25 protein-coding genes are annotated in these 22,369 nt (G+C 44.2%); 20 read left to right on the top strand and 5 right to left on the bottom strand.

The window, feature by feature from the left end:
• Nucleotides 1–4 precede the first annotated feature (4 nt).
• The 14 genes from urtE to A3Q3_RS0105920 all read left to right on the top strand — a co-directional run bounded on the left by urtE (nucleotide 5) and on the right by A3Q3_RS0105920 (nucleotide 13,066).
• A complete protein-coding gene (gene urtE / locus A3Q3_RS0105980; RefSeq protein ID WP_020182667.1) occupies nucleotides 5–694 on the top strand; it encodes an urea ABC transporter ATP-binding subunit UrtE in 690 nt (229 codons plus the stop codon).
• Between the two features lie 59 nt (nucleotides 695–753).
• Nucleotides 754–1,680 carry an urease accessory protein UreD gene (locus A3Q3_RS0105975; RefSeq protein ID WP_020182666.1) on the top strand — a complete coding sequence of 309 codons (927 nt, stop codon included), beginning with the start codon at nucleotides 754–756 and terminating at the stop codon, nucleotides 1,678–1,680.
• 45 nt (nucleotides 1,681–1,725) lie between these two features.
• On the top strand, nucleotides 1,726–2,028 hold the full coding sequence (ureA, locus tag A3Q3_RS0105970) for an urease subunit gamma (protein ID WP_020182665.1): 303 nt from the start codon (nucleotides 1,726–1,728) through the stop codon (nucleotides 2,026–2,028).
• A 136-nt stretch (nucleotides 2,029–2,164) separates the two neighbouring features.
• Nucleotides 2,165–2,476: an urease subunit beta gene (locus tag A3Q3_RS0105965; protein ID WP_020182664.1), complete on the top strand. Its 312-nt coding sequence runs from the start codon at nucleotides 2,165–2,167 to the stop codon at nucleotides 2,474–2,476.
• 136 nt (nucleotides 2,477–2,612) lie between these two features.
• On the top strand, nucleotides 2,613–4,316 hold the full coding sequence (gene ureC, locus A3Q3_RS0105960) for an urease subunit alpha (protein ID WP_020182663.1): 1,704 nt from the start codon (nucleotides 2,613–2,615) through the stop codon (nucleotides 4,314–4,316).
• A 2-nt stretch (nucleotides 4,317–4,318) separates the two neighbouring features.
• On the top strand, nucleotides 4,319–4,834 hold the full coding sequence (gene ureE, locus A3Q3_RS0105955; RefSeq protein WP_020182662.1) for an urease accessory protein UreE: 516 nt from the start codon (nucleotides 4,319–4,321) through the stop codon (nucleotides 4,832–4,834).
• On the top strand, nucleotides 4,827–5,537 hold the full coding sequence (locus A3Q3_RS0105950) for an urease accessory protein UreF (protein WP_020182661.1): 711 nt from the start codon (nucleotides 4,827–4,829) through the stop codon (nucleotides 5,535–5,537). The genes ureE and A3Q3_RS0105950 overlap by 8 nt, the downstream gene beginning before the upstream one ends.
• Nucleotides 5,538–5,559: 22 nt before the next feature.
• A complete protein-coding gene (gene ureG, locus A3Q3_RS0105945; RefSeq protein WP_020182660.1) occupies nucleotides 5,560–6,204 on the top strand; it encodes an urease accessory protein UreG in 645 nt (214 codons plus the stop codon).
• 6 nt (nucleotides 6,205–6,210) lie between these two features.
• Nucleotides 6,211–6,795: a HupE/UreJ family protein gene (locus A3Q3_RS0105940; protein ID WP_020182659.1), complete on the top strand. Its 585-nt coding sequence runs from the start codon at nucleotides 6,211–6,213 to the stop codon at nucleotides 6,793–6,795.
• Between the two features lie 201 nt (nucleotides 6,796–6,996).
• Entirely contained in the window at nucleotides 6,997–10,428 is a 3,432-nt protein-coding gene (locus tag A3Q3_RS0105935; RefSeq protein ID WP_020182658.1) for an ATP-binding protein, read from the top strand.
• Complete coding sequence (locus A3Q3_RS0105930) at nucleotides 10,425–11,354, top strand: response regulator transcription factor (RefSeq protein ID WP_020182657.1); 930 nt, start codon at nucleotides 10,425–10,427, stop codon at nucleotides 11,352–11,354. The genes A3Q3_RS0105935 and A3Q3_RS0105930 overlap by 4 nt, the downstream gene beginning before the upstream one ends.
• Nucleotides 11,355–11,500: 146 nt before the next feature.
• Entirely contained in the window at nucleotides 11,501–11,572 is a 72-nt protein-coding gene (gene pqqA / locus A3Q3_RS14615; protein ID WP_012777389.1) for a pyrroloquinoline quinone precursor peptide PqqA, read from the top strand.
• A 230-nt stretch (nucleotides 11,573–11,802) separates the two neighbouring features.
• Nucleotides 11,803–12,147: a hypothetical protein gene (locus tag A3Q3_RS0105925; RefSeq protein WP_020182656.1), complete on the top strand. Its 345-nt coding sequence runs from the start codon at nucleotides 11,803–11,805 to the stop codon at nucleotides 12,145–12,147.
• 7 nt (nucleotides 12,148–12,154) lie between these two features.
• Entirely contained in the window at nucleotides 12,155–13,066 is a 912-nt protein-coding gene (locus tag A3Q3_RS0105920) for an SdiA-regulated domain-containing protein (RefSeq protein ID WP_020182655.1), read from the top strand.
• Between the two features lie 58 nt (nucleotides 13,067–13,124).
• Here the strand turns inward: A3Q3_RS0105920 and A3Q3_RS0105915 are convergent, their stop codons facing one another.
• Nucleotides 13,125–13,646: an SRPBCC family protein gene (locus A3Q3_RS0105915; RefSeq protein WP_020182654.1), complete on the bottom strand. Its 522-nt coding sequence runs from the start codon at nucleotides 13,644–13,646 to the stop codon at nucleotides 13,125–13,127.
• Nucleotides 13,647–13,858: 212 nt separating this feature from the next.
• On the opposite strand from A3Q3_RS0105915, the gene A3Q3_RS0105910 reads away from it, so the two are divergent.
• Nucleotides 13,859–14,185, top strand: coding sequence for a hypothetical protein (locus A3Q3_RS0105910; RefSeq protein WP_020182653.1), 327 nt, complete (start codon nucleotides 13,859–13,861; stop codon nucleotides 14,183–14,185).
• A gap of 56 nt (nucleotides 14,186–14,241) precedes the next feature.
• On the opposite strand, the gene A3Q3_RS0105905 is transcribed toward A3Q3_RS0105910, so the two are convergent.
• The gene (locus A3Q3_RS0105905; protein ID WP_020182652.1) at nucleotides 14,242–16,113 is read right to left on the bottom strand and encodes a PQQ-binding-like beta-propeller repeat protein; all 1,872 of its coding nucleotides are present in this window, start codon (nucleotides 16,111–16,113) and stop codon (nucleotides 14,242–14,244) included.
• 387 nt (nucleotides 16,114–16,500) lie between these two features.
• Here A3Q3_RS0105905 and A3Q3_RS0105900 point away from each other — a divergent pair, with 387 nt between their 5' ends.
• Nucleotides 16,501–17,988 carry a PLP-dependent aminotransferase family protein gene (locus A3Q3_RS0105900; protein ID WP_020182651.1) on the top strand — a complete coding sequence of 496 codons (1,488 nt, stop codon included), beginning with the start codon at nucleotides 16,501–16,503 and terminating at the stop codon, nucleotides 17,986–17,988.
• A gap of 500 nt (nucleotides 17,989–18,488) precedes the next feature.
• On the opposite strand, the gene A3Q3_RS0105895 is transcribed toward A3Q3_RS0105900, so the two are convergent.
• The 3 genes from A3Q3_RS0105895 to A3Q3_RS0105880 all read right to left on the bottom strand — a co-directional run bounded on the left by A3Q3_RS0105895 (nucleotide 18,489) and on the right by A3Q3_RS0105880 (nucleotide 20,677).
• The gene (locus tag A3Q3_RS0105895; RefSeq protein WP_020182650.1) at nucleotides 18,489–18,926 is read right to left on the bottom strand and encodes a hypothetical protein; all 438 of its coding nucleotides are present in this window, start codon (nucleotides 18,924–18,926) and stop codon (nucleotides 18,489–18,491) included.
• A 228-nt stretch (nucleotides 18,927–19,154) separates the two neighbouring features.
• Nucleotides 19,155–20,248, bottom strand: a protein-coding gene (locus A3Q3_RS13710; protein ID WP_088177900.1) for an IS3 family transposase whose coding sequence is annotated in 2 segments (ribosomal slippage) — nucleotides 19,155–19,987 and nucleotides 19,987–20,248 — 1,095 coding nt in all. Because the reading frame shifts where the segments join, the coding sequence is not laid out codon by codon here.
• Nucleotides 20,249–20,281: 33 nt separating this feature from the next.
• A complete protein-coding gene (locus tag A3Q3_RS0105880; RefSeq protein ID WP_020182647.1) occupies nucleotides 20,282–20,677 on the bottom strand; it encodes a DNA cytosine methyltransferase in 396 nt (131 codons plus the stop codon).
• Between the two features lie 40 nt (nucleotides 20,678–20,717).
• On the opposite strand from A3Q3_RS0105880, the gene A3Q3_RS14660 reads away from it, so the two are divergent.
• The 4 genes from A3Q3_RS14660 (at nucleotide 20,718) to A3Q3_RS0105870 (ending at nucleotide 22,367) form a co-directional block, all read left to right on the top strand.
• Entirely contained in the window at nucleotides 20,718–20,867 is a 150-nt protein-coding gene (locus tag A3Q3_RS14660) for a hypothetical protein (RefSeq protein ID WP_198288907.1), read from the top strand.
• Nucleotides 20,867–21,151, top strand: coding sequence for a hypothetical protein (locus A3Q3_RS14655; RefSeq protein ID WP_198288906.1), 285 nt, complete (start codon nucleotides 20,867–20,869; stop codon nucleotides 21,149–21,151). The genes A3Q3_RS14660 and A3Q3_RS14655 overlap by 1 nt, the downstream gene beginning before the upstream one ends.
• A gap of 44 nt (nucleotides 21,152–21,195) precedes the next feature.
• Nucleotides 21,196–21,789 carry a TIR domain-containing protein gene (locus A3Q3_RS13705; protein ID WP_020182646.1) on the top strand — a complete coding sequence of 198 codons (594 nt, stop codon included), beginning with the start codon at nucleotides 21,196–21,198 and terminating at the stop codon, nucleotides 21,787–21,789.
• 86 nt (nucleotides 21,790–21,875) lie between these two features.
• Nucleotides 21,876–22,367, top strand: a complete 492-nt coding sequence (locus tag A3Q3_RS0105870) for a TIR domain-containing protein (protein ID WP_020182645.1) — start codon at nucleotides 21,876–21,878, stop codon at nucleotides 22,365–22,367.
• The last annotated feature ends 2 nt before the right edge of the window (nucleotides 22,368–22,369 follow it).

Raw genomic sequence — 22,369 nt, 5'->3', positions numbered from 1 at the left:
CCGCATGTTTGAAATTGAAAATTTGCAAGTCAGCTATGGCCAAAGCCAAGTCATTCATGGCTTGAATATTACCGCCAATAAAAACGAAACACTGGCCATCATGGGCCGTAACGGCATGGGTAAAACCACCTTATTCAAATCGTTGATGGGGATTCTGCCAAGCAAATCGACAAAAGCCATGGTCGATGGCGTAAGTTTACAAGGTGCGGACACTTATCAACGTGTAGCGAGAGGCTTGGCCTATGTGCCGCAAGGCCGTATGATTTTCCCCAGCATGACAGTGCAGGAAAACATTGAAACGGGTTTGGAAAAATCAAAATCGCGTGAAATCCCTGAAGATATTTATGCGTTGTTTCCTGTCTTGTTTGATATGCGTAAACGCAAAGGCGGCAATTTGTCGGGTGGTCAGCAGCAACAGTTGGCTATTGCACGTGCTTTAGTCACCAATCCAAAAGTGCTGTTATTGGATGAACCAACGGAAGGGATTCAACCTTCCATTATTAAAGACATTGCCCGCGTGTTGAATGAGATACGTAAGATGCGTGAAATTACCATTATCGTTTCCGAGCAAGTGTTGAGCTTTACCATGGAGGTGGCGGATCGCATCATTGTGATTGATAAAGGCAAGTTCATTCATGAAGATAAACGTGGCGAAGTCGATGCGGCCAAAATCAAAGGTTATCTGTCTGTTTAAGCATGGGTGGTTGTATTTGGCTGTACTCGTAAAGTTAGATTTTGTGGCATGATGTGGCGATGGATGATGCGCAAATCAAAAGTGAGTTAACTGAATGCTTAGCCCAAGTGCTAGGTACCCCTCCCAGGCATTGGGCGGCACATTTAACCCTTAGATTTGCGCATCATCAAGTCGCGCAGCAGCAAGACGTAAACCAAGGGTCGCGTAGTTTTCTAGCGTTTAAGCAGCACCGTGGCCCTTTGGTATTGCAAAAGAGTTTGCATCCAGAAGGGCAAGCCGTCTGTCACGGTGTAATAGTGCATCCGCCGGGTGGTGTTGCGGGTGGTGATGCGCTAACATTAGAGGTAACGCTTGAACCACAAGCGCACGCTTTGTTGACCACACCAGGCGCAGGCAAATGGTACAAAGCCAATGGGCAGCCCGCCAGTCAACATTTACATTTTTCTTTGGCAGACAATGCTTGCCTAGAGTGGTTGCCACAAGAGAATATTCTATTCGATGGTGCGCAAGTGGATTTTTCTGCCCGCATTGATTTAGCGGCAGATGCCCGTTACGCAGCATGGGATATTGTTTGTTTTGGCAGGCAAGCACAACAAGAGCGCTGGCAAACTGGGCATATGCACCAAAATCTTGCTATTTATCGGCAACAAAAACTCATTTGGCGCGAAGTGGGTGCATTGACGCCACATAGTCGATGTATGCAATCTATCGTAGGATTAAGCGGCAATCCAGTATCTGCAAGCTTTATCGTGGTGGCTGGTACTGTACCGGTAGAAGTGATTGAAGCGTGCAAGGCAGTACAACCAAATTTGGCATTGGATTTGCAAGCACGGTATGGAGTCACTACTTTGCCAGAGGTATTTTCAGCACGCTATGTAGGGCAATCTGCACAAACCGCCAAACAGTATTTTGAGCAATTGTGGCAGCTACTACGCCCTTGGTATGCGGGTCGTGAAGTTACTAGGCCAAGAATCTGGAATACATAGAGTTTGAATACATAATCAATCAACATGAAGCATGAGATGCGTTAGATGGAACTGACTCCTAGAGAAAAAGATAAGCTGCTGATATTTACTGCAGGATTGTTAGCAGAGCGTCGTAAAGGACGTGGATTAAAGCTCAATTACCCAGAGGCCATTGCGTACATCTCTGCCGCCATTATGGAGGGTGCACGCGATGGTAAAACGGTCGCTGAACTCATGAGTTATGGCGCGACACTACTGAGTCGTGATGATGTCATGGAGGGTATTGCGGAGATGATTCCCGATATTCAAATTGAAGCGACGTTTCCAGATGGGACGAAGCTAGTCACCGTTCATCACCCAATCCCATAAAAATGATAATCACGTCACCATACTGCGTTGCTTGCAAACAATCCCTGCTTACATATTTTGTATATGCCGCATCGGTCTTTTTTGCGCGTGTCTTGTCTGGCTTAGTGCTAATCATTTTTAGATATAAGAGGTTGTTATGATTCCAGGTGAAATGAAAATAGACAGCGGCGACATTCTCTTGAATGTAGGGCGTCAGGTCGTTACCTTGCATGTGGCGAACAAAGGCGATCGGCCTATTCAAGTCGGCTCACACTATCATTTCTTTGAAACCAATGATGCGCTCGATTTTGATCGGAAATCGGCTTATGGGTTTCGTTTGAATATCGCAGCTGGTACGGCAGTCCGTTTTGAGCCAGGTCAAACGCGCACCGTTGAATTGGTAGCGTTAGCGGGTGATAGAAAAGTATATGGCTTTGCAGGCAGAGTGATGGGTGCTCTTTCGGAATGAAAAATCAGCCGCTCAGTCATCAGGTGTTAAAGAGTCACCGCCAACATCCTCATTTACTCTATGTAAACTCCGGTGTTGTCGCTGCCTTTTCGCCTACGCTTACTTTCGCTTTGAGATTTTTCAAGGATTGAGTTGAATGACTTTAAAAATAGACAAACAAGCCTATGCCGAAATGTTCGGTCCCACCGTGGGCGATAGGGTGCGCCTAGCCGATACTGAGCTCTGGGTGGAGGTAGAAAAAGACTACACCGTGTACGGCGAGGAAGTGAAGTTTGGTGGCGGTAAAGTGATACGTGACGGCATGGGGCAAGGGCAGTTGGTGTCTGCTGATGTGGCTGATACGGTGATTACCAATGCGTTAATCATCGACTATTGGGGCGTGGTGAAGGCCGATATTGGTATTAAAGCTGGGCGTATTTCTGCGATTGGTAAAGCAGGCAATCTGGATATCCAGCCAGAAGTGACCATAGCGATTGGCGCAGGCACTGAGATTATTGCAGGTGAGGGCATGATCGTCACCGCCGGCGGCATTGATACGCATATTCACTTTATTTGCCCACAACAAATTGAAGAAGCGTTGATGTCGGGCGTGACGACCATGATAGGCGGCGGTACGGGCCCAGCCACCGGCACCTTTGCTACCACTTGTACGCCAGGACCTTGGCATATTCACCGCATGTTACAGGCGGCCGATGCTTTCCCCATGAACTTGGGTTTTTTAGGCAAAGGCAATGCCAGTTTGCCAGAACCTTTGCGTGAACAAATCACGGCAGGTGCCATAGGCTTAAAACTACATGAAGACTGGGGCACCACACCTGCCGCCATTGATAACTGTTTAAGCGTGGCAGAAGAAATGGATGTGCAAGTGGCGATCCATTCTGACACCTTGAATGAGTCTGGCTTTGTGGAAACTACCATTGGTGCATTTAAAGACCGTACCATTCATACTTTCCATACCGAAGGTGCTGGCGGTGGTCACGCGCCAGATATTATCAAAGCAGCTGGTTATGCCAATGTGTTGCCATCTTCCACCAACCCGACTCGGCCATTTACCGTGAATACCATTGATGAGCATTTGGATATGCTCATGGTTTGTCATCATTTAGATCCCGCTATTGCCGAGGATATTGCGTTTGCTGAAAGCCGCATCCGTCGCGAGACCATTGCAGCAGAAGATATTTTGCATGACTTAGGTGCGTTTTCTATGATGTCCTCAGACTCGCAAGCCATGGGGCGTGTGGGCGAAGTGATTATTCGCACTTGGCAGACTGCACATAAAATGAAAGTGCAACGCGGTCCACTTAAAGAAGATTCTGAGCGTAACGATAACTTCAGAATCAAACGCTATATTGCCAAATACACCATTAACCCAGCACTGACACATGGCATTGCGCATACAGTGGGTTCGATAGAAGTCGGTAAGCTGGCGGATTTAGTGCTATGGCGCCCTGCCTTTTTTGGCGTTAAACCTTCTACCATATTAAAAGGCGGCATGATCGCTGCCGCTGCCATGGGCGACCCGAATGCGTCTATCCCAACACCGCAACCCGTGCATTATCGCCCTATGTTTGGTGCCTATGCAGGTGGTTTGAAAACGGCGGTAACCTTTGTCTCGCAAGCCGCATTAAGCAATCCAGAAATAGCTGCACTTGGCTTGCAAAAACCATTGGTGGGTATTAGTGGCACACGCCATGTCAAAAAGAAAGACATGATTCACAATGACTGGATGCCGACGATTGATGTAGACCCGGAAACCTATCGCGTATTGGCCGATGGCATGGATTTGGTCTGTGAACCGGCAACAGTATTGCCGATGGCGCAACGTTACTTCTTATTTTAATCATGCTACATATTACTGAACGCATTACGCTAGCTACGCACATTGACGACTACTTAGAACTGCCGTTTGATAAACGCCAGAAAAGTCGATTACGGGTCATATTGAAATCCGGCACGGAAGCGGCTTTGTTTTTAGACCGGGGCATTATTCTGCGTGGTGGCAATTTATTGAAGTCAGAATCCGGCACGGTAATACAAATCGTCTCTGCGCAAGAGCCTGTATATGATGTGACCGCAGCAAGCACACAGGCTTTGATGTGTGCCGCTTATCATTTGGGCAACCGCCATGTGCCACTGCAAGTAGGCGATGGCTGGCTGCGTTTAGAGCAAGATTATGTACTCAAAGAAATGTTGCTGGGTTTGGGCATGCAAGTCACAGAGAGCCAAGCGCCGTTTGAGCCAGAAGCCGGTGCTTACGGTGGTGGTCATCGCCATGGACATGATGACGACGCGATGACCAATCTACGTCCTCTGGAACAATTAAAGCAACAGTCAAAGCGTCGACTCAAACATGGCTAATGCACCACAATCACATGTGCTGAAATCAAGTCTGGCGCTGAGTCGCTTATTGCAATTGGCGAGTCCCATGCTGCCGGTAGGCGCATATAGTTATTCGCAAGGCCTAGAATGGGCGATTGAATGTGGCGATGTGCATGATTTAGCCAGTGCAGAAACTTGGGTTGGTGATGTGCTGCATATTTACCAAGCGCAGTTTGAGTTGCCTGTATTGCATCGTTTATATGGCGCGTGGCAGGCGGGTGATATGCAAGCTGTGCAAACTTGGGATGCTTTTTATCAAGCTGGGCGGGATACAGTAGAGGCGCTGGCTGAGACACGCCAGATGGGTTATTCACTATGTCGTTTGCTTAATGACTTGCAAGAAATGCCCGATACTTTGATGGCGCAGATACATAGCATGCAGTCGCCGGCTTTCCCCACTATCTATGCCGCCATTGCACAGCATTGGCAAATTCATGTGCAAGATGCGTTACAAGGCTATGTGTGGGGATGGCTAGAAAATCAGGCCAGTGCCGCGATGAAAACAGTGCCATTGGGCCAAGTGGCCGGGCAAAAAATCTTGCTGCATTTAGGGCAATCATTGCCACAGGTCGTTGCAGATGCCATGCAGTTGCCAGATGAAGCCATCAGCAACTTTAATCCTTTGTTAAGTATCGCAGGGTGCAGACACGAAACGCAGTACAGCAGATTATTTAGGTCTTAATTGAGTTCGTAGAGGTTAGAAAATGACAGTGCAATTAAAAGAAAAAGTGCCAGCAGTTAGCTATCAAGAGCCTTTACGTGTAGGCATTGGTGGTCCAGTTGGCTCTGGCAAAACCGCGCTTACCTTGGCCTTGTGTAAGCGCCTGCGCGATGTCTATAACATTGCCGTGGTGACCAATGATATTTACACCAAGGAAGATGCGGAATTTTTGACCCGCAACGAAGCCTTATCGCCAGAGCGCATTATTGGCGTAGAAACTGGTGGTTGCCCACACACGGCGATACGCGAAGATGCTTCCATGAATTTAGAAGCCGTCGCGCAGCTCAGTCAACGCTTTCAAACCTTAGATATCGTATTTGTGGAAAGCGGTGGCGATAACCTTGCAGCGACGTTCAGCCCAGAACTTTCTGACTTAACGATTTATGTGATTGATGTAGCGGCTGGTGAGAAAATCCCCAGAAAAGGCGGGCCTGGTATTACCAAATCAGATTTGTTGGTGATTAACAAAATTGACTTAGCGCCGATGGTGGGCGCCTCACTGGAAGTCATGGATAGAGATGCGAAACGCATGCGCGGAGAACGCCCATTTATTTTTACCAATCTCAAGATTGGTCAAGGCTTAGAAGAGATAGTGCGGTTTATTGAAAAACAAGGATTAATGTTGTAAAGGGCTATGATGAAAAAACAATTCACACTAAGTATTGTACTGTCGCTATTCTCCGGTTTTGCGCTGGCGCACCCGGGACACGGATTGACTCACGGATTTACTGCCGGATTACTGCACCCGCTATTAGGTTGGGATCATCTATTGATGATGTTGGCCGTTGGGGTATGGGCCGCCAATGTGGGTGGAAAAGCGCGCTGGCAATTGCCGCTGACCTTTGTCTGCACAATGTTGTTAGGTGCATTGCTAGGTATGGCTGGTATTGCAATAGGGGGCGTGGAGTCTACCATTGCTGCTGGTTTGATCGCGTTGGGCGTGGTGTTGATGACGCGTTTTGCTATTCACCGTGAATTGCAACTGCTGTTGACTGCGCTATTTGCGTTGATGCACGGCTTGGCACATGGTACGGAGTTGTATCAGGACAAAATGGCCAATATGGCGCTGCCTTTGTTGGGGATGCTGATTGCTACCGCTGGATTACATGGCTTGGGTTATGTGCTGGGCATGCAGCGCCACCGCTTACTCACGCTCTCGCAAGCATTACTGGCTGGACTCATGCTAGGGTTAGGTGCTAACCTGTTGCTCACGGTTTAACCTACTTTAACGATGGTTGGTGTGTGATGCACCGCTTGTTCAATCATCACGTCACGTGATATACGTTATTTAACGTACATATCAACTTTTGCTCATTGATTAAGATGTGGCTGGCCTCGTTCTGCCTAGGAATTTCGGCCAAGGAATAGATATTGCTTATTTACAAGCGTTAGACCACTTCTACATCATGAGGAATCTCGTTTGGCAACAGCAGAACTCAATGCGCGCGAAGCGCCGCAGGCAGAGCCCACACAGCGTATTGTGAAGATTCGTCGCGACTACAATACCTGGGTCGCTAACGAATCTATCGAAGATTATGCTTTACGCTTTACGCCGCGCTCCTTTCGTAAATGGTCAATTTTACGTGTATCTAACACCGCGCTAGGTGCAATCTCATTTTTGGTGTTAGAAGCAATTGGCGGCACGATTGCTGTCAATTATGGGTTTATCAACGCATTTTGGGCGATATTGGCAGTTGGCGCAATTATTTTTCTTACCGGTTTGCCGATTAGTTATTACGCAGCTAAATATGGCTTAGACATGGATTTGCTCACCCGTGGTGCCAGCTTCGGCTATATCGGTTCCACGATATCCTCGTTTATCTATGCCTCGTTCACCTTTATTTTATTTGCCTTAGAAGCCGCCATCATGGCGTATGCGCTAGAGTTGTACTTCCAAATGCCACTCTATATCGGCTATCTAGTCAGCGCGTTGGTGGTGATTCCGCTGGTGACGCACGGGATTACGTTGATTAGCCGTATTCAAATGATTACGCAGCCTATCTGGCTGGTACTGATGTTTTTGCCCTTCATTGCCATCTTGCATCATGATCCGGATATCTTATCTAAACTTAGTATGTTTGCCGGTGTATCTGGGCAAGCGGGCGAGTTTAACTTGCACATGTTTGGTGCAGCCACAGCGGTTGGTGTGGCACTTATTCCCCAAATTGGTGAACAGGTCGACTTTCTACGGTTTATGCCGGACAAAACGGTGCAAAATCGATGGCGTTGGAACATTGGCGTGCTCATGGCTGGGCCAGGCTGGGTATTCTTAGGCATGCTCAAAATGCTAGGCGGCGTACTGCTGGCTTATCTAGTGATCCAAAGCGATATGTCGTTTCAATCTGCAGTAAACCCCACACATATGTATTTGGTTGGCTTTAACTATGCATTTAGCTCTTACGATGTAGCCTTGGCCGTGACCGCTTTATTTGTGGTGGTATCACAAATTAAAGTGAATATGACCAATGCCTATGCCGGCTCATTGGCATGGTCTAATTTCTTTGCGCGGCTCACACATAGCCACCCCGGGCGTGTGGTGTGGGTGGTATTCAATGCGGTGATTGCCATCATGCTGATGGAGTTAGATGTATTTAAAGCGTTAGAGCAAGTGCTAGGCTTGTACTCCAATATTGCTATTGCTTGGATTACCGCAGTAGTGGCAGATTTGGTGATTAATAAACCGTTGGGACTCAGCCCCAAAGGCATTGAGTTTAGGCGCGCTTACTTATATGACATCAATCCGGTTGGCGTCGGCACCATGTTTCTGGCGTCGGCGATTTCGATTGCAGCGTTCTCTGGGGTATTTGGCGAGACGCTGACCGCGTTCTCGTCATTTATTGCCTTGGGTACAGCGCTCATTACTTCGCCCTTGATTGCTTGGCTGACCAAGGGCCGTTACTACATTGCGCGTAAACCCTTCGTGTTTCCCACCACTAAACGCATGCAAAAGTGCGTAGTGTGCGAGCGAGAATACGAGACTGATGACATGGCGCACTGTCCGGCATATCAGGGTGCAATCTGCTCTTTGTGTTGTTGTCTAGATGCACGCTGCAATGATGCGTGCAAGCCGCATGCAAAACTCTCGCAACAATGGATAGACGTGAACAAGTTTATTCTGCCTAAGTCGCTGTGGCCACATATCAAAGGCGGGGTTGCCCATTATTTGTTGCTGATGACCATTGCTTTAGGGTTTTTTGGTGCAGTGCTTGGTTTGATTTACTTCCATGAGACCTTGATATTAGAAGGCACTGCCTCTGAGCTGTTGCCGCAACTACGTAGCGGCTATCTCAAAGTGTTTGCCGCCTTGGTGTTTGCTAGTGGAATTGTAGCGTGGTGGTTAGTGCTCACTACCGAGAGTCGGCGAGTGGCGCAAGAAGAGTCTAACCGACAAACGGGCTTGCTATTGCGTGAGATTGATCTGCATAAACAAACCGATACTGAGTTGCAGTTGGCCAGACATTTGGCCGAACAAGCCAATAAAGCAAAGAGCCGTTATATCACGGGTATCAGTCATGAGTTACGCACCCCGCTCAATAGTATTTTAGGTTACGCACAATTGCTCGATAATGATGCATCTATCCCTGAGCATCGCCGCCAAGCGATACGTGTCATCAGTCGAAGTGGTGAGCACTTACTATCGCTGATTGAGGGGACATTAGACATTGCGCGCATCGAGAGTGGCAAGCTCACATTTGATACTAAGCCACTCAAGTTCCCCGAGTTTATTCACCAAATTGTCAGCATGTTTGAACTGCAAGCGCGTAATAAAGGTCTCTATTTTAAATTTGAACAGCGTGGAGAATTACCCGCTTTGGTGCGTGCAGACCAAAAACGGTTGACGCAGATCCTTATTAACTTATTGGGCAACGCGGTTAAATTTACCAAAGAGGGCGGCATTACTTTCCGCGTCAGTTATGCGCGTGAAATCGCCCATATCGAAATTCAAGACACTGGCCCTGGCATCAAACCTTCCGAGTATCAAAAGATATTTGAGCCATTTGAACGTGGCAGTGCTGCAGAGCAAATCAATATCGGTGGTACCGGTTTGGGTTTGACCATCAGTAAACTCTTAACAGAATTAATGGGTGGTGAGATTCACTTTAAGAGCGAACAAGGTAGGGGCACGCAGTTTGAAATCCGCCTGTTTTTATCGCAAATTCGACAAGATGTAGAGGTAGAACCTGCCGTTTACCGCAAGCGAGTAGGGTATCGCGGATTGCGTCGCAAAGTGCTGGTGGTAGATAACGAGCAAGTGGATCGGGAGCTGGTGATCAATATTCTTGCGCCTTTAGGCTTTGATGTCGCACAAGCAGCAACCGGAAAAGAATGTGTCGATATGTATCAGCAGTTTAAACCGGATATCATCCTCATGGATTTGGCGATGCCGGTGATGGATGGTTGGGAGGCTTCTTATATCATTCGTAAAGTGCATCATTCCAATATCCCGATTGCAATTGTCTCGGCCAACGCATATGACAAAAATCTGGAAAATGCGGCAGGGATCGATAGCCAAGACTTTATGGTGAAGCCAGTGAATGTAGAAGACTTACTGGATTGGATTGGCAGCAGGCTGGCGATTGAGTGGATAAAAGAAAATCACGATACACGTAACCTAGTTGTACCAACCATTGACGCAATGAGCGACGATACGATTACAATGCCAGAGTCGCATCATTTGCAGGATATTTTGTCACTGGTCAACATGGGGTATGTCAAAGGCATACACCAAAAACTGGATGAGATTGAGCAGTTAAACCCTCAATATCAATCCTTTATTGCATTAATGAAGCAACTGGTCGGTCAATTTAAATTAGAAGCAGTGAAAAAATATATTGAAGACGTAAAACAATGAATACCCTTACACAAACACCCACGGTGCTCATCGTAGATGACGTGCTGGATAATTTGGCCTATTTGCATGATGCGCTGGATGAGTCCGGCTATATGGTACTGGTTGCCGATAGCGGGCAGACGGCATTGCAACGCGCGAACGATGCGCAACCCAATGTTATCTTGCTGGATGCGATGATGCCCGGCATAGATGGATTTGAAACCTGCCGCCAATTAAAAGCCAATAGTCTGACTCGGCATATCCCGGTCATTTTTATGACGGGGCTGACTGAAGCTGAGCATGTGGCGGCTGGCTTTGAGGCTGGCGGGGTGGATTATGTGACCAAGCCGATTCGACCTAAAGAGGTGTTGGCTAGGATTGCCTCGCATCTGCAAACGGTCAAGCTCATGAACCAAGCGCGCAGTGCGCTGGATGCATTTGGCCAAGCGGCTATTGCGATTACACCGCAAGACGGAAAAATTGTCTGGCAAAGCCCACTGGCCAGACAATGGATGCAACGCTATTTTTATGAAAGTGGGTTGCATGCTGCAGACACCACGCCAGAGCCCATGTTGAATTGGTTGCAAAATATGCAGCAAGCCAACGCTGAGCGTACGCAAGCGTTGAACATGATTAAAGGCTCTAGCCGCTTAACCTTGAGCCTTGCTGATGATAGCAGTGATGAACAGTGGATTATTTTGCTGAGTGAAGAGTCTGATGAAGCCCAAATTCAAGCGCTGACAAGCACCTTTGGTCTCACCAAACGCGAATCAGAAGTGCTGTATTGGGCGATCAAAGGTAAAACCAATCGTGATATTGGCGATATTTTGGGCACCAGCCCGAGAACAGTCAATAAGCATTTGGAACATGTGTTTTCCAAGCTGGGGGTGGAAACCAGAACAGCCGCTGCTTCTTATGTGGCCTCAAAATTAAGAACCATGAAGTAGTCAGCCTGAAAAAATACAGTAGGTCTTTTACGTAAAATCATTAGGCAACAATACGTCAAGCACATAGGCCATTATTTAAACCTGTCGGTATAGTGTGAGTCATACAGATACATCATGTGGATGTGTTTAAACAAAAGGAGATTATTATGTGGACAACACCAGCAGCTACTGAAATGCGTTTCGGTTTCGAAGTAACAATGTACGTAATGAACAAATAAGGTTTAATTACCTTAACAAAAGCCCAGCTAACTACTGGGCTTTTTTGTTTTCAGCACCTCATCCATCATCGTTTCATTGCATATCGTTTATTCATTATCAGCAGGGTTTGTTCAGCTAGTATTGCTCAACTGGTTTTGCTCACCTTGCGCACATGTAAATCCAATATAATTCAGCGGTCATCCAGTCATTGAACTTCATGGGCATCAGTCCATCTTATTGTGGAGTCCTTATGTACGAATCCCGCCATCATCCACCCATTTCTCAGCAAAAATTTCTATTGCGCATGGCGTTGCATACAATCACGGCTGCCTTACTGTTGCTGTTTTCACTTGCTATTGGCATGCTGGGTTATTTGTATTTTGAGCACCTGTCTTGGCACAGCGCTTTTTTAAATGCTGCGATGCTATTGGGAGGTATGGGCCCGGTGGATCCACCACAAACCGACCATGGAAAATTATTTGCAGGCCTATATGCCTTGTATGCAGGGCTGGTTTTTCTAGTGATTGTTGGGTTGTTTCTAGCGCCAGTGGCGCATCGCATTATGCATAAATTCCATTGGACACAAGACGTATAAGCGACAAATGAAATTTACTTTTAAACTATCTAAAAAATGGAGTTGGATCATTGCGATATGCTTCGCACTTGCTTCGTTGGCGTATTACTTCAAGCTGGAGGCGCTGGCTTGGTATGCATGGCATAGCTATAAACCAGCTGCACATGACAATACGTTCCATCTAAGCAATTACCAAGTCACTATCGATGCATTGCCAATCGCAGCATTAAAAAATGCTTCTGGGCTTACGCACAACGTAGAGCGCAACACGTTATTCACGGTGTTGAATCAAGAGTCAAAAATTATTGAGTTTGATTTACAAGGGCACATCGTGCGTGAAGTGCATGTGAAAGGCGTGGATGACATGGAAGGGATTACGCATGTGACGGGTAACCGTTATGTGATTGCCGATGAGCGCGATAATCGCTTGATTTTGGCGGAGCTAGACAATGATGCTCAGTTTTTAGATGTGACTAACGCGCCTAAACTTAGGCTGGGCGTCAATGCTTCAGGCAATAAAAATTTTGAGGGCGTCTCTTGGGATGACAATCACAGCCGTTTGTTGGTGGCAAAAGAGCGTGATCCTAAATACATTATGTCCGTGAGTGGTTTTTTTGACGCGGATGTATCCAGGCCATTGAATATTGATATCAAACGGTTAGACGCTTTTGATAAGGCCATTAAGTGGTCAATGCGAGATTTGTCCTCCGTGACGTTTCACAGTGAAACCGGACATTTGTTGCTGTTAAGTGACGAGTCCAGATTGATTAAAGAATACGATGAAGAGGGCAATGCACTGGGCGCATTGGCGTTGTGGAAAGGCTTTCATGGCCTAAAAGCGCATGTGCCGCAAGCTGAAGGTATAGCGGTGGGATCAGACAAAAGTATTTATATTATGAGCGAGCCCAATTTGTTTTATGTATTTAAACCTGCAACATAATCAGCAGATATTTGCTTGAATATCAACCCAAACAAATATCTGCCGCATTGAATACCAACTACTCAGATATTTTCTTTAAATTGTCTAGGCCTGCACGATATACAGCAGTGATTGTATTCACTGCTGCTGCATCATCTTGACCCTGTGCAGGTGTAGCAGATAAATCTTTGCGTTGGAAATGCCCTACCCAAGTGACTAGCGTTTTATTAGGTGCCAGAGAGGTGACTTGTACAGTTGAGATATAATGACTGACAGGAAGTACGCCTTCAATAATGCGGTAAGTAAACATTTTTTTGTTGGTATCATAGGCTTTCAATTCTTCTGTAATTTTGCCGCCATCTTGCAAGGTGAGTACGCGTACGGTCCCCACTTTTGCTTCAGCACCAGATTGAATAGTGGTGTTTGCCACTGCTGGATGCCATGCGCCTAAATCACCAAATTTGTTCACTTTTTCCCATACCTGCGCAGCATTGGCATTGACTTCAACTTTTTCTTCAACCTTGAGTTTGTTTGCATCTGCGGCATTTGCGACCAGTGATGCGCTGAAAAATAGACCTAATATTGCATTGTGAAATTTCATATCGACTCCTTAGTGGTGATCTTAAAGAATTACCAAAATTAAGATACATGAATAAAATAAGTGTTAAGTATACAGATCGGTATATACCGATCTGTATACTAGCACCACAAAATATAAAATGCAATCTAATCATTTTAAGAATGAATTGATGACTGCACTGTCAGAGAAGAGTAGTTAAGCTGCCATCTATTTGAAAAAGTAAGGAGACTTCATTGAGCATAATCAAAAAGCTAATTGTAATTTTTTCTGTATTTACGGCCCTGTTTTCTGGCGTTGTTTGGGCGTATCAATTTGATTTTGGTGCGTTAAGAACAGACAATTTCTATGAAGATAAGCTGTCTTTTGGTTTGCAAAATAGCCTTAACCAAACACGGGCCAAATTTCAAATACCAAGAGCTTATGGAAAATTAGTCACGGTGACGCAAGCCAATAAACAGACAACACTCTGGTTTGAAGCGGCAGATGGCTCAATACGTAATGTGAACTTGGATGCCAATAACCCACTGATTGTTGAGCGTAAAGGCGAGTTAGCTCAATAAAAAACACCCCATCAAAATGGGGTGTTTTAATAGTAGCTACAACTAGTAGTGATAGATTACAGGCTAAATACGTTTAAACCACCGCCGCCAGGTGCAGCGTTGTATTTGGTTAACTCTTTGTAACCACCAGCAGCACCAAGTGCGTCTGTGTCGTTAGTCATACCAAGGTTCATCGCTACACCAGCCCAGCCGCCAATACCAGAGAATACACCCACGTATTGTTTGCCTTTGTTGCCGTATGTAAATGCATTACCAATCACGCCAGAACCTACTTGGAATTTCCAGAGCTCTTTACCTGATTGTGCATCCACCGCTTTTAACCAACGGTCTAAAGTGCCGTAGAACACTAAATCAGATGCTGTAGTGAGTACACCACCCCATGCTGAGAAACGTTCTTTGTTGTACCAAACTTTTTTGTTGGTCATTGGATCATAAGCGCCGAAGCCACCCATTACACCATCAGGACCAGCAAACATCGTTAAAGTAGCACCCACCCATGGTTGACCAGCAACGTATTTAGACTCAACTGGCTCGTATGTCATACACACATGGTTGAGTGGAGAATACATTAAACCAGTACGTGGGCTGTAAGCCGCTGGTTGTTGGTCTTTAGTGCCCAATGCAGCTGGGCAGATGCCTTTAGCATTGTAGTCTTGGTGTGTTGAAGCTTTAGCATCTTTAGCTGGAACACCTGTTTTCTTGTCAACGCCAGTTGCCCAGTTTACAAATGGATGTACTTTTTCAGCAGCAATCAAGGTGCCTGTGTGTGCGTCCCAAGTGTAAGCAAAGCCGTTACGGTCATGGTGCCATGCGTATGTTTTGCTGCCTTTATCAAACAGAATCACATCATTCACGCCATCATAATCCCACTCATCGTGTGGCGTCATTTGCATGCCCCATTTTGCAACACCAGTGTCTAAGTCACGTGCAAACACAGTCATAGACCATTTGTTGTCGCCTGGACGTACATCTGGGTTCCATACAGATGGGTTACCTGTACCGTAGTACACTAAGTTTGTACGTGCATCATACGGCCACCAGCCCCATACAGAGCCACCACCATGTTGCCAACCATCTTTAACTGCTTGTGGTTTCAACCATGTACGTGTACCTAATTCTTTTTCGCCAATTTTTAATTGGTCGTTTGGAAGCGGTTTGAAAGAACCACCTTGTTTGTTACCGCCGTTTACGTCTTGGTAAACAGACAGCGCGCTGTATGATGGGTTAGCTGAGTTGAAATCAGCACCGATCAATACTTCAGCATCAGGACCTGTTGAGTAAGCTTTCCATGCCAAAGAACCATCTTTAATATTGTAAGCGGCTAAGAAGCAACGTACACCGAACTCAGCGCCTGAACAGCCTGTCAATACTTTGTCTTTGATTACGTGTGCAGCGTTAGTATTTGTAGCGCCCACTTTTGGATCTGTGTTTTTAACTTCCCATACTTTAGCGCCTGTTTTAGCATCTAAAGCAACCAACATACCGTCATTTTGTTGCAAGAAAATCTTGCCGTCGCCATAGCCCAAACCACGGTTAACGTTATCGCAGCACAAAACAGCTTGTACTGATGGGTCTTGTTTAGGGAAATATGACCATACGATTTTTTGATTGTCGTTCAAGTCAAGTGCGTATACGTTGTTTGGGAACGCAGTGTGTAGGTACATCATGTTACCAACAACCACTGGAGAACCTTCGTGACCACGGTTTACACCGGTAGCGAATGTCCAAGCCATTTTGATGTTTTTAACATTAGTTTTGTTAATTTGTTTTAATGCGCTAAAACCTTGGTTGTTATGCTGGCCACGTGGATGCAACCAGTTGTTTGCATCTTTCATCGCTGCCTCTTGATCAGCTGCTGCTGAAGCGAATAACGGGAAAGCTAAAGCAATGCTTGCCGCTAACCCCATCGTACGTTTGATGTGTGTCATCGTATTATCTCCAAAGATATTAATAGTGAGTGAAGTGTATTGATTACATTAGGTTATGTAACGTAGCACTTTGCTTAGATAATACTGGTACTAGGAGCCCAGCTTAAGAAACAAACATACAAAAAACAAACGCATTACGTGTAGATTGTTTCAATATGTTAAGCAGTTGTAACTTTAATACAATTGCCTTACACAAACACTAATCCAGTTTTGTTATAAAAAAGGGGTCCAAGTCAATTTTGTGAATTTTTGAAAATTTTTGATACTATAGTGCAGTGGACATAGCCTAGGTTTCCACAAAGCGATTATGTTGATCTGCAAGATTGTGAGTTAGACAGTGCGTGCGGGTCAGCATGGTTAAGTGATATTGCTTTGTAAGGAATACGTATGCTTAGGCCATGGGAATTGAATCTTACTGTTTCAAGAGTATCGAGCCAATCGATTCATCAGCAGCTTACGCATAAACTCATCCATGTCATTCAAACTGGCGCATTTGCAGTGGGCACGCCATTACCGGGCAGCCGGGAACTTTCACAACAGTTAGGCATTAACCGTAAAACGGTGATTAGAGTTTACGATGAGTTGGTCGCCCAAGGCTGGCTATATAGCGAAGACAAGCGCGGCACATTTGTACGTCAACAGCAACCCGTAGAATCAGCCAATTTTCTATCTTCATTGCAGGCGCTCCCCCAACAACATACCACTACGTTGCATTTGGAACAGACTGCGTATGCGCATCATGACCTGAGTGAAGATACATTTGATCTCAGCTACCCCTATGGCGATAGTCGCCTATTTAACTTACAGGCTTTAGTGCGCGCTACGCGTCATGCGTTGATTGCCACCAAACGGCAACACCCACTCAAGCTGCATGGGCTAGCGCCATTGTGTCAAGCAATTGCCCATATGCTCAATTTTGAGCAGGGCATGGATGTTGCAGCAGAACAATTGCTAATCACGCCTTCGGCACAAACCAGTTTGCAGATTGTAGCTAGCACGCTGTTTGCAAAAGGTGATTACGTCGTACTAGAAGCACTGCATGCCCCTGCGACTGCTGCGGCATTTAAGAAAAATCATGCGCATATTCAAACCGTTAAACATCATCAACATGGTGTGGATATCGACGATTTGGAAAAGCTATGCATCAATTACCCGGTGCGCGCTATCTATGTCTCACCGGAATGTCAGCAGCCCACCACGTGGCGTATGTCTACGGACAATCGTGCGCAACTACTCAAACTGGCCAAGCGCTATGATTTTTATGTGATTGAAGATCATACGCACGCATCATTTCAGTATGCTAAACATAGCTTGCCAACACTCGCGAGCATAGACCAAGCGGGGCGGGTGATTTACCTTGGTAGTTTGGCGCATATGTTAAACGCCAGCTACAGAGCCTCGTATATCATCTCAGCCCAACAGCTACATGAAACATTTATGCAAAAATTGAACACGATAAACGATAGCCATGACCAGTTGCAGACACTAGCGCTCACAGAACTGCTGCTATCTGGCGAGGTTAAAAAGCAGTTAAAACGTGCACAAAAAATATATTTAGAGCGGCGCGATCACTTTTGCCAGCTACTCAAGCAAGCATTGGGAGATGCAGTGAAATGCGAGATACCGAGTGCCGGATTTGCGGTGTGGGTGCAATGGCAAACAGAGGCTACGGAGATCATGCTAGTTGAACGCATGCAGCAAGCCGTATTAACACTAGACACCTCTACGGTGTATCAACATGACCAAACCGGTCGAATCAGTATGCGCATTTACTTTGCACACCTTAATTTGGAAGAACAAAAAAGCGTGATCAAACGTTTGAAAAAAAGCATATTGGCACAACCGAAACCATTGCAATATGCAGCATTTGGTTGAAGCAACATCCACCACATCGGTTGCAATCAACCAAAGCTAAAATTGGTGAAAAACTAAATTTCATACAAATATTATTAAAAATCAACAGGTTAATATTGTTTTTAAAATTTGGCATACTAGTTGCATTTCAAATATCAGGGAGAGCTATCACTAGGACCTTTAATATAAAGAGTTAACAATAAATATTAGAGGGGTAGACTCCCAACTTGCTTGTTGATCTCGCAGTATTCTGACCATGATAATCGCGTAAGTTGTCATGGTCTTTTTTATTGCTTATATAGCAGCGACTAGCTAAGAAAACACATATGAAAAAAGCGGTTCCCATTTCTGGAAACCGCTTTTTTATTGGTGGGAAAGAGGAAACCAAACACTTTGTTGTATTCTATTTATAGCTAAACTTAATGATTGTGAAATTTTAAGGTGCCCCCAATAATGCCCCCAATGTAAGATTCTCTGCGTCAAATTCAATAATTTCATAAATTAATTATTAATTCAAAATATTATTCATTTTTTAAAATTTTAATTTCATAAATTCGTGATTTTTTAAAGCTGGTTTTTTGCATTATTTGTTTAACACTTAAACCTGCATTTAAAAATTCAATTACTTCCATTTTTCTTAAGTTTTTATTCTTTTCAATTTCATAACCAAACCAATTTTCAGCAACCAATAGTTCGTTTATAAACCAAAATGGATGGTTACAATTTTCAACGTTTTCTTGTAGATCTTTTCTAACTGAACTAACAAAATCATCCCAAGATTTACAATTACTAGCTTTTTTACTAAGAATTTTATTGATGTTTGGTAAATCTTTTTCAAAGAACAATTCCCAGTAATTTGTAACTAATTTCCAGTCATTATTTATTGTTGCATCAATAAATATTTTTAGTTCTTCATTGTGAGTATATAAATTTACATTTGATGTAAGATCATTCTCCAAGAAATTTCTTAAATTTCGACGTTGATTCCATTCTTCTAAAATTTGATTTGGTATCGATTCATATATTTTTCTTCCTTTCTTATAATTGTTATTGCTTCCAATGCAGATTGGTTTATGTAATAAACAATATTTAGATTGGCCGACAGCTCTTCTAAAACAACATTTGCACCAACTGACCTGCCCCCTGTAACACTACCAACCGATTCTGAAAAAAAGTCCGTTTAAAAATCATGTTGCTTGTCTAAGTTTTTGTGCATAAATAGCTGGTGGAATGCGCCCACAGCTACTATGCGGTCTTACTTCGTTATAATCTCTGCGCCAGGCTGATATTACCTTCCTAGCTTGCGCCAATGTTTCAAACCATTGTTCATTTAAGCATTCATCTCTAAATTTACCATTGAATGACTCAATATACGCATTCTGGGTTGGCTTACCAGGTTGAATCAGTAAATGCTCTATACCGTTGGTGTGCATCCAGCCCATAAATACACGACTGGTAAACTCGGGACCACCGTCGGTTCTAATCGCCTGTGGAAAGCCTCTAAATATTGCCGCTTGCTCTAAGACTCTGGTGACATACAAACCACTGATGCCATGATCCACTGCAATATCGATACATTCATGGGTCTTGTCATCTGCGATTGTTAAACACTTGAGCTTGCGTCCATTAGCTAAGCTGTCCATCACAAAGTCGATACTCCACACTTGATTAGGCTCATCAGGTATTAGCAACTCTGCACGTTCTGTGATGGGTCGCTTGGCTTTCTTACGTCGCTTTACCGTGAGCTTTTGCTCAGTGTAAAGACGATAAACGCGTTTGTGATTCACCGCGTATCCTTCAAACTTGAGCATATCGTGGATACGTCGATAGCCAAATCGCTTACGTTCATGAGCGAGTTGCTTAATACGCTGCCGAAGTAATACTGTTGCTTCTTCATCCTGCGGCGGGTTGCGCCATGATGATCTAGATAACCCCACCAAGCTACAAGCTCTACGCTCTGACAACATGCCAGCATCAAGGATACGTTGTATGCCTACTCGTTTTGCTTGTGGGGTTAGCGCTTTACCCCAAAAGCCACTTTAAGTGCGGAGATATCCAAATGCGCTTCTGCCAGCAGTTTCTTAAGATCCGCGTTCTCGCGTTCTAATGCACGAAGACGTTGTGCTTCGGTGCTGTCCATACCACCAAATTTGGCGCGCCAACTATAAAAAGTACCAACACTGATGCCTTCTCGCCGACATAAGTCGGCAATTGGAAATCCTGCTTCTGCTTCCTTCAAAAAACCAATGATTTGTTCTTCTTTATATCTGCTCTTCTTCATTACGCCACTCCTGAAAGTGGACTTTATTTCAATTTAGATTGGTATGGCAAGCGGGGAGCAGGTCACTCCATCTCGAATATTCGCTGAATCAAGTATTAAATTAAGCTCTTGATTCCCTTCCTCACTGCCTAGTTTAATCTGGCGAGCTTCACTTTTAGCTTCATTCCATTCATCAAGATTTTCGTCATTGTATGGAAGATTGGTCTTGCCGTTACAAAAACTATAATAACTATCAAGTGCGCTACTGCCCTTTTTTTTTAATATGCGGTAAAAGGCTCTAAGCGTAAGGGTTGCATGCGCTGATGTTTCCATTTCAGCTGAAACAAGAATTTTGAATGCATTACTGTTTTTTAATGATGAGAACCCCTCACTAAGTCCTCCTGGGCCTGCAAATAGGTCGACTACGATAATGGGCTTTTTTTGACGCATAAGTGATATATTTAATCTTAATAATACTAGGATACCAGGTGTGACTGATACAGTCGATATGAAAGTTCGATCTCGGATGATGTCTGGGATGAAAGCTTTAAACACCAAGCCAGAAATGCTTGTCCAGCATTACCTAAATTGTATGGGGTTTCGTTATAAGTTGCATGATCACAGCCTGCCTAGAATATAGTGTTACCAAAACACAGAACTATTATCTTTGTTCATGGTTGTTTTTGGCATCGACACTCAGGCTGGATGATCGCTTATACTCCAAAAAGTAATTTAGAAGCTTGGCAAAATAAATTTATAAGTAACGTGAAACGTGATTATAAAATCATGACTTATCTTGCCAATAATAATTGGAAAGTATTAGTCGTTTGGGAGTGCGATTTGAGATATAGAACACATGACACATTGTTAGGTGTTTCAAATAGTATTTTATATCTAAACTCAAATGTTTCTTTTTATATATGATATTTATAATTATTATGACTTTATAATTAAAAACAGGGGGGGGTATGGCTTTATTTACTGAAGGGACTATTCGACAAAGGGCTAAAGTTGAAATAGCGAAGTCAAGTGTTACTAAAAAAGCAGCAGAAATAATCATGGAAGAAAATGCATCTTTAAAACTAACAACATATGACATTTTCCTTTCACATAGTTTTCATGATGCAGAACTCATTTTAGGGATGAAAGGGGTACTTGAAGATCTGGGTTATACCATTTACGTCGACTGGATTGAGGATCCATTTTTAGATAGAACTAAGGTTAGTTCTAAAACTGCTGAGATACTTAGGCAGAGAATGAATTTTTGCAAATCGTTGTTTTATGTTACAACCACAAATTCTGAAAATTCAAAATGGATGCCATGGGAATGCGGTTATTTTGATGGAAAGAAGGAAAAAGTTGCAATCGTCCCGGTTCTTAAAGAGTCTTCAAGTAATTCATACTCAGGCCAAGAATATCTTGGTCTATATCCTTATATAGTCAAACAATCTAGTAACACCAATAAAGAACTTCTTTGGACAAGGTTGGACAATAACAACTATGTTTCTTATGATACTTGGGTCTCAACTTCAAATTCTAAAATTGTCTGGAAACAAGATTAAAATTTTAAGGCATAAGTGCAACTTTACTTATCATACACGCTAACTAAATGAGTGATTTAATGATATAGATTGGGAGTGATAATGAAATGACAACACTTGAACGCCGGCATATTTTTATTAGTCATCATCATAAAGATGATTCGTTAGTTGATAAATTCACAAGTTTACTTGGTGGAAAGGGCATTGATGTTCGCAATAGCTCAATTAGAGCCAAGCCAGCAAACCAAGAGCGCTTAGATAAAGGCCTTGTTAAGGATTCGGTAATTCAACGAATACTCCGAATGAAAATTTCCTGGGCATCAACAGTAGTTGTATTAATAGGAGAAAAAACACATTCAAGACCTTGGGTAAATTGGGAAATTGATCAAGCAAATGCGCAAGGTAAGAGAATCATTGGTGTATACGAACAAGGTGGAACAAATTATGAGATTCCTACTAGTTTAGAAAATTATGCATCAAACATTCGTGCTTGGAACGCGGCGGGCATTATTAAAGCACTTGATGGTGAAAACAGTTTTGAAAATCCAGATGGGACACTTCGTTCTCCAGTTCATGCGCCTGCAAACTCTGAGTGCTAAAT

This window comes from Methylotenera sp. 1P/1, from assembly GCF_000384355.1.
In the GTDB taxonomy this organism is placed as follows: domain Bacteria; phylum Pseudomonadota; class Gammaproteobacteria; order Burkholderiales; family Methylophilaceae; genus Methylophilus.
This window is presented reverse-complemented; position numbering and strand designations above follow the sequence as displayed.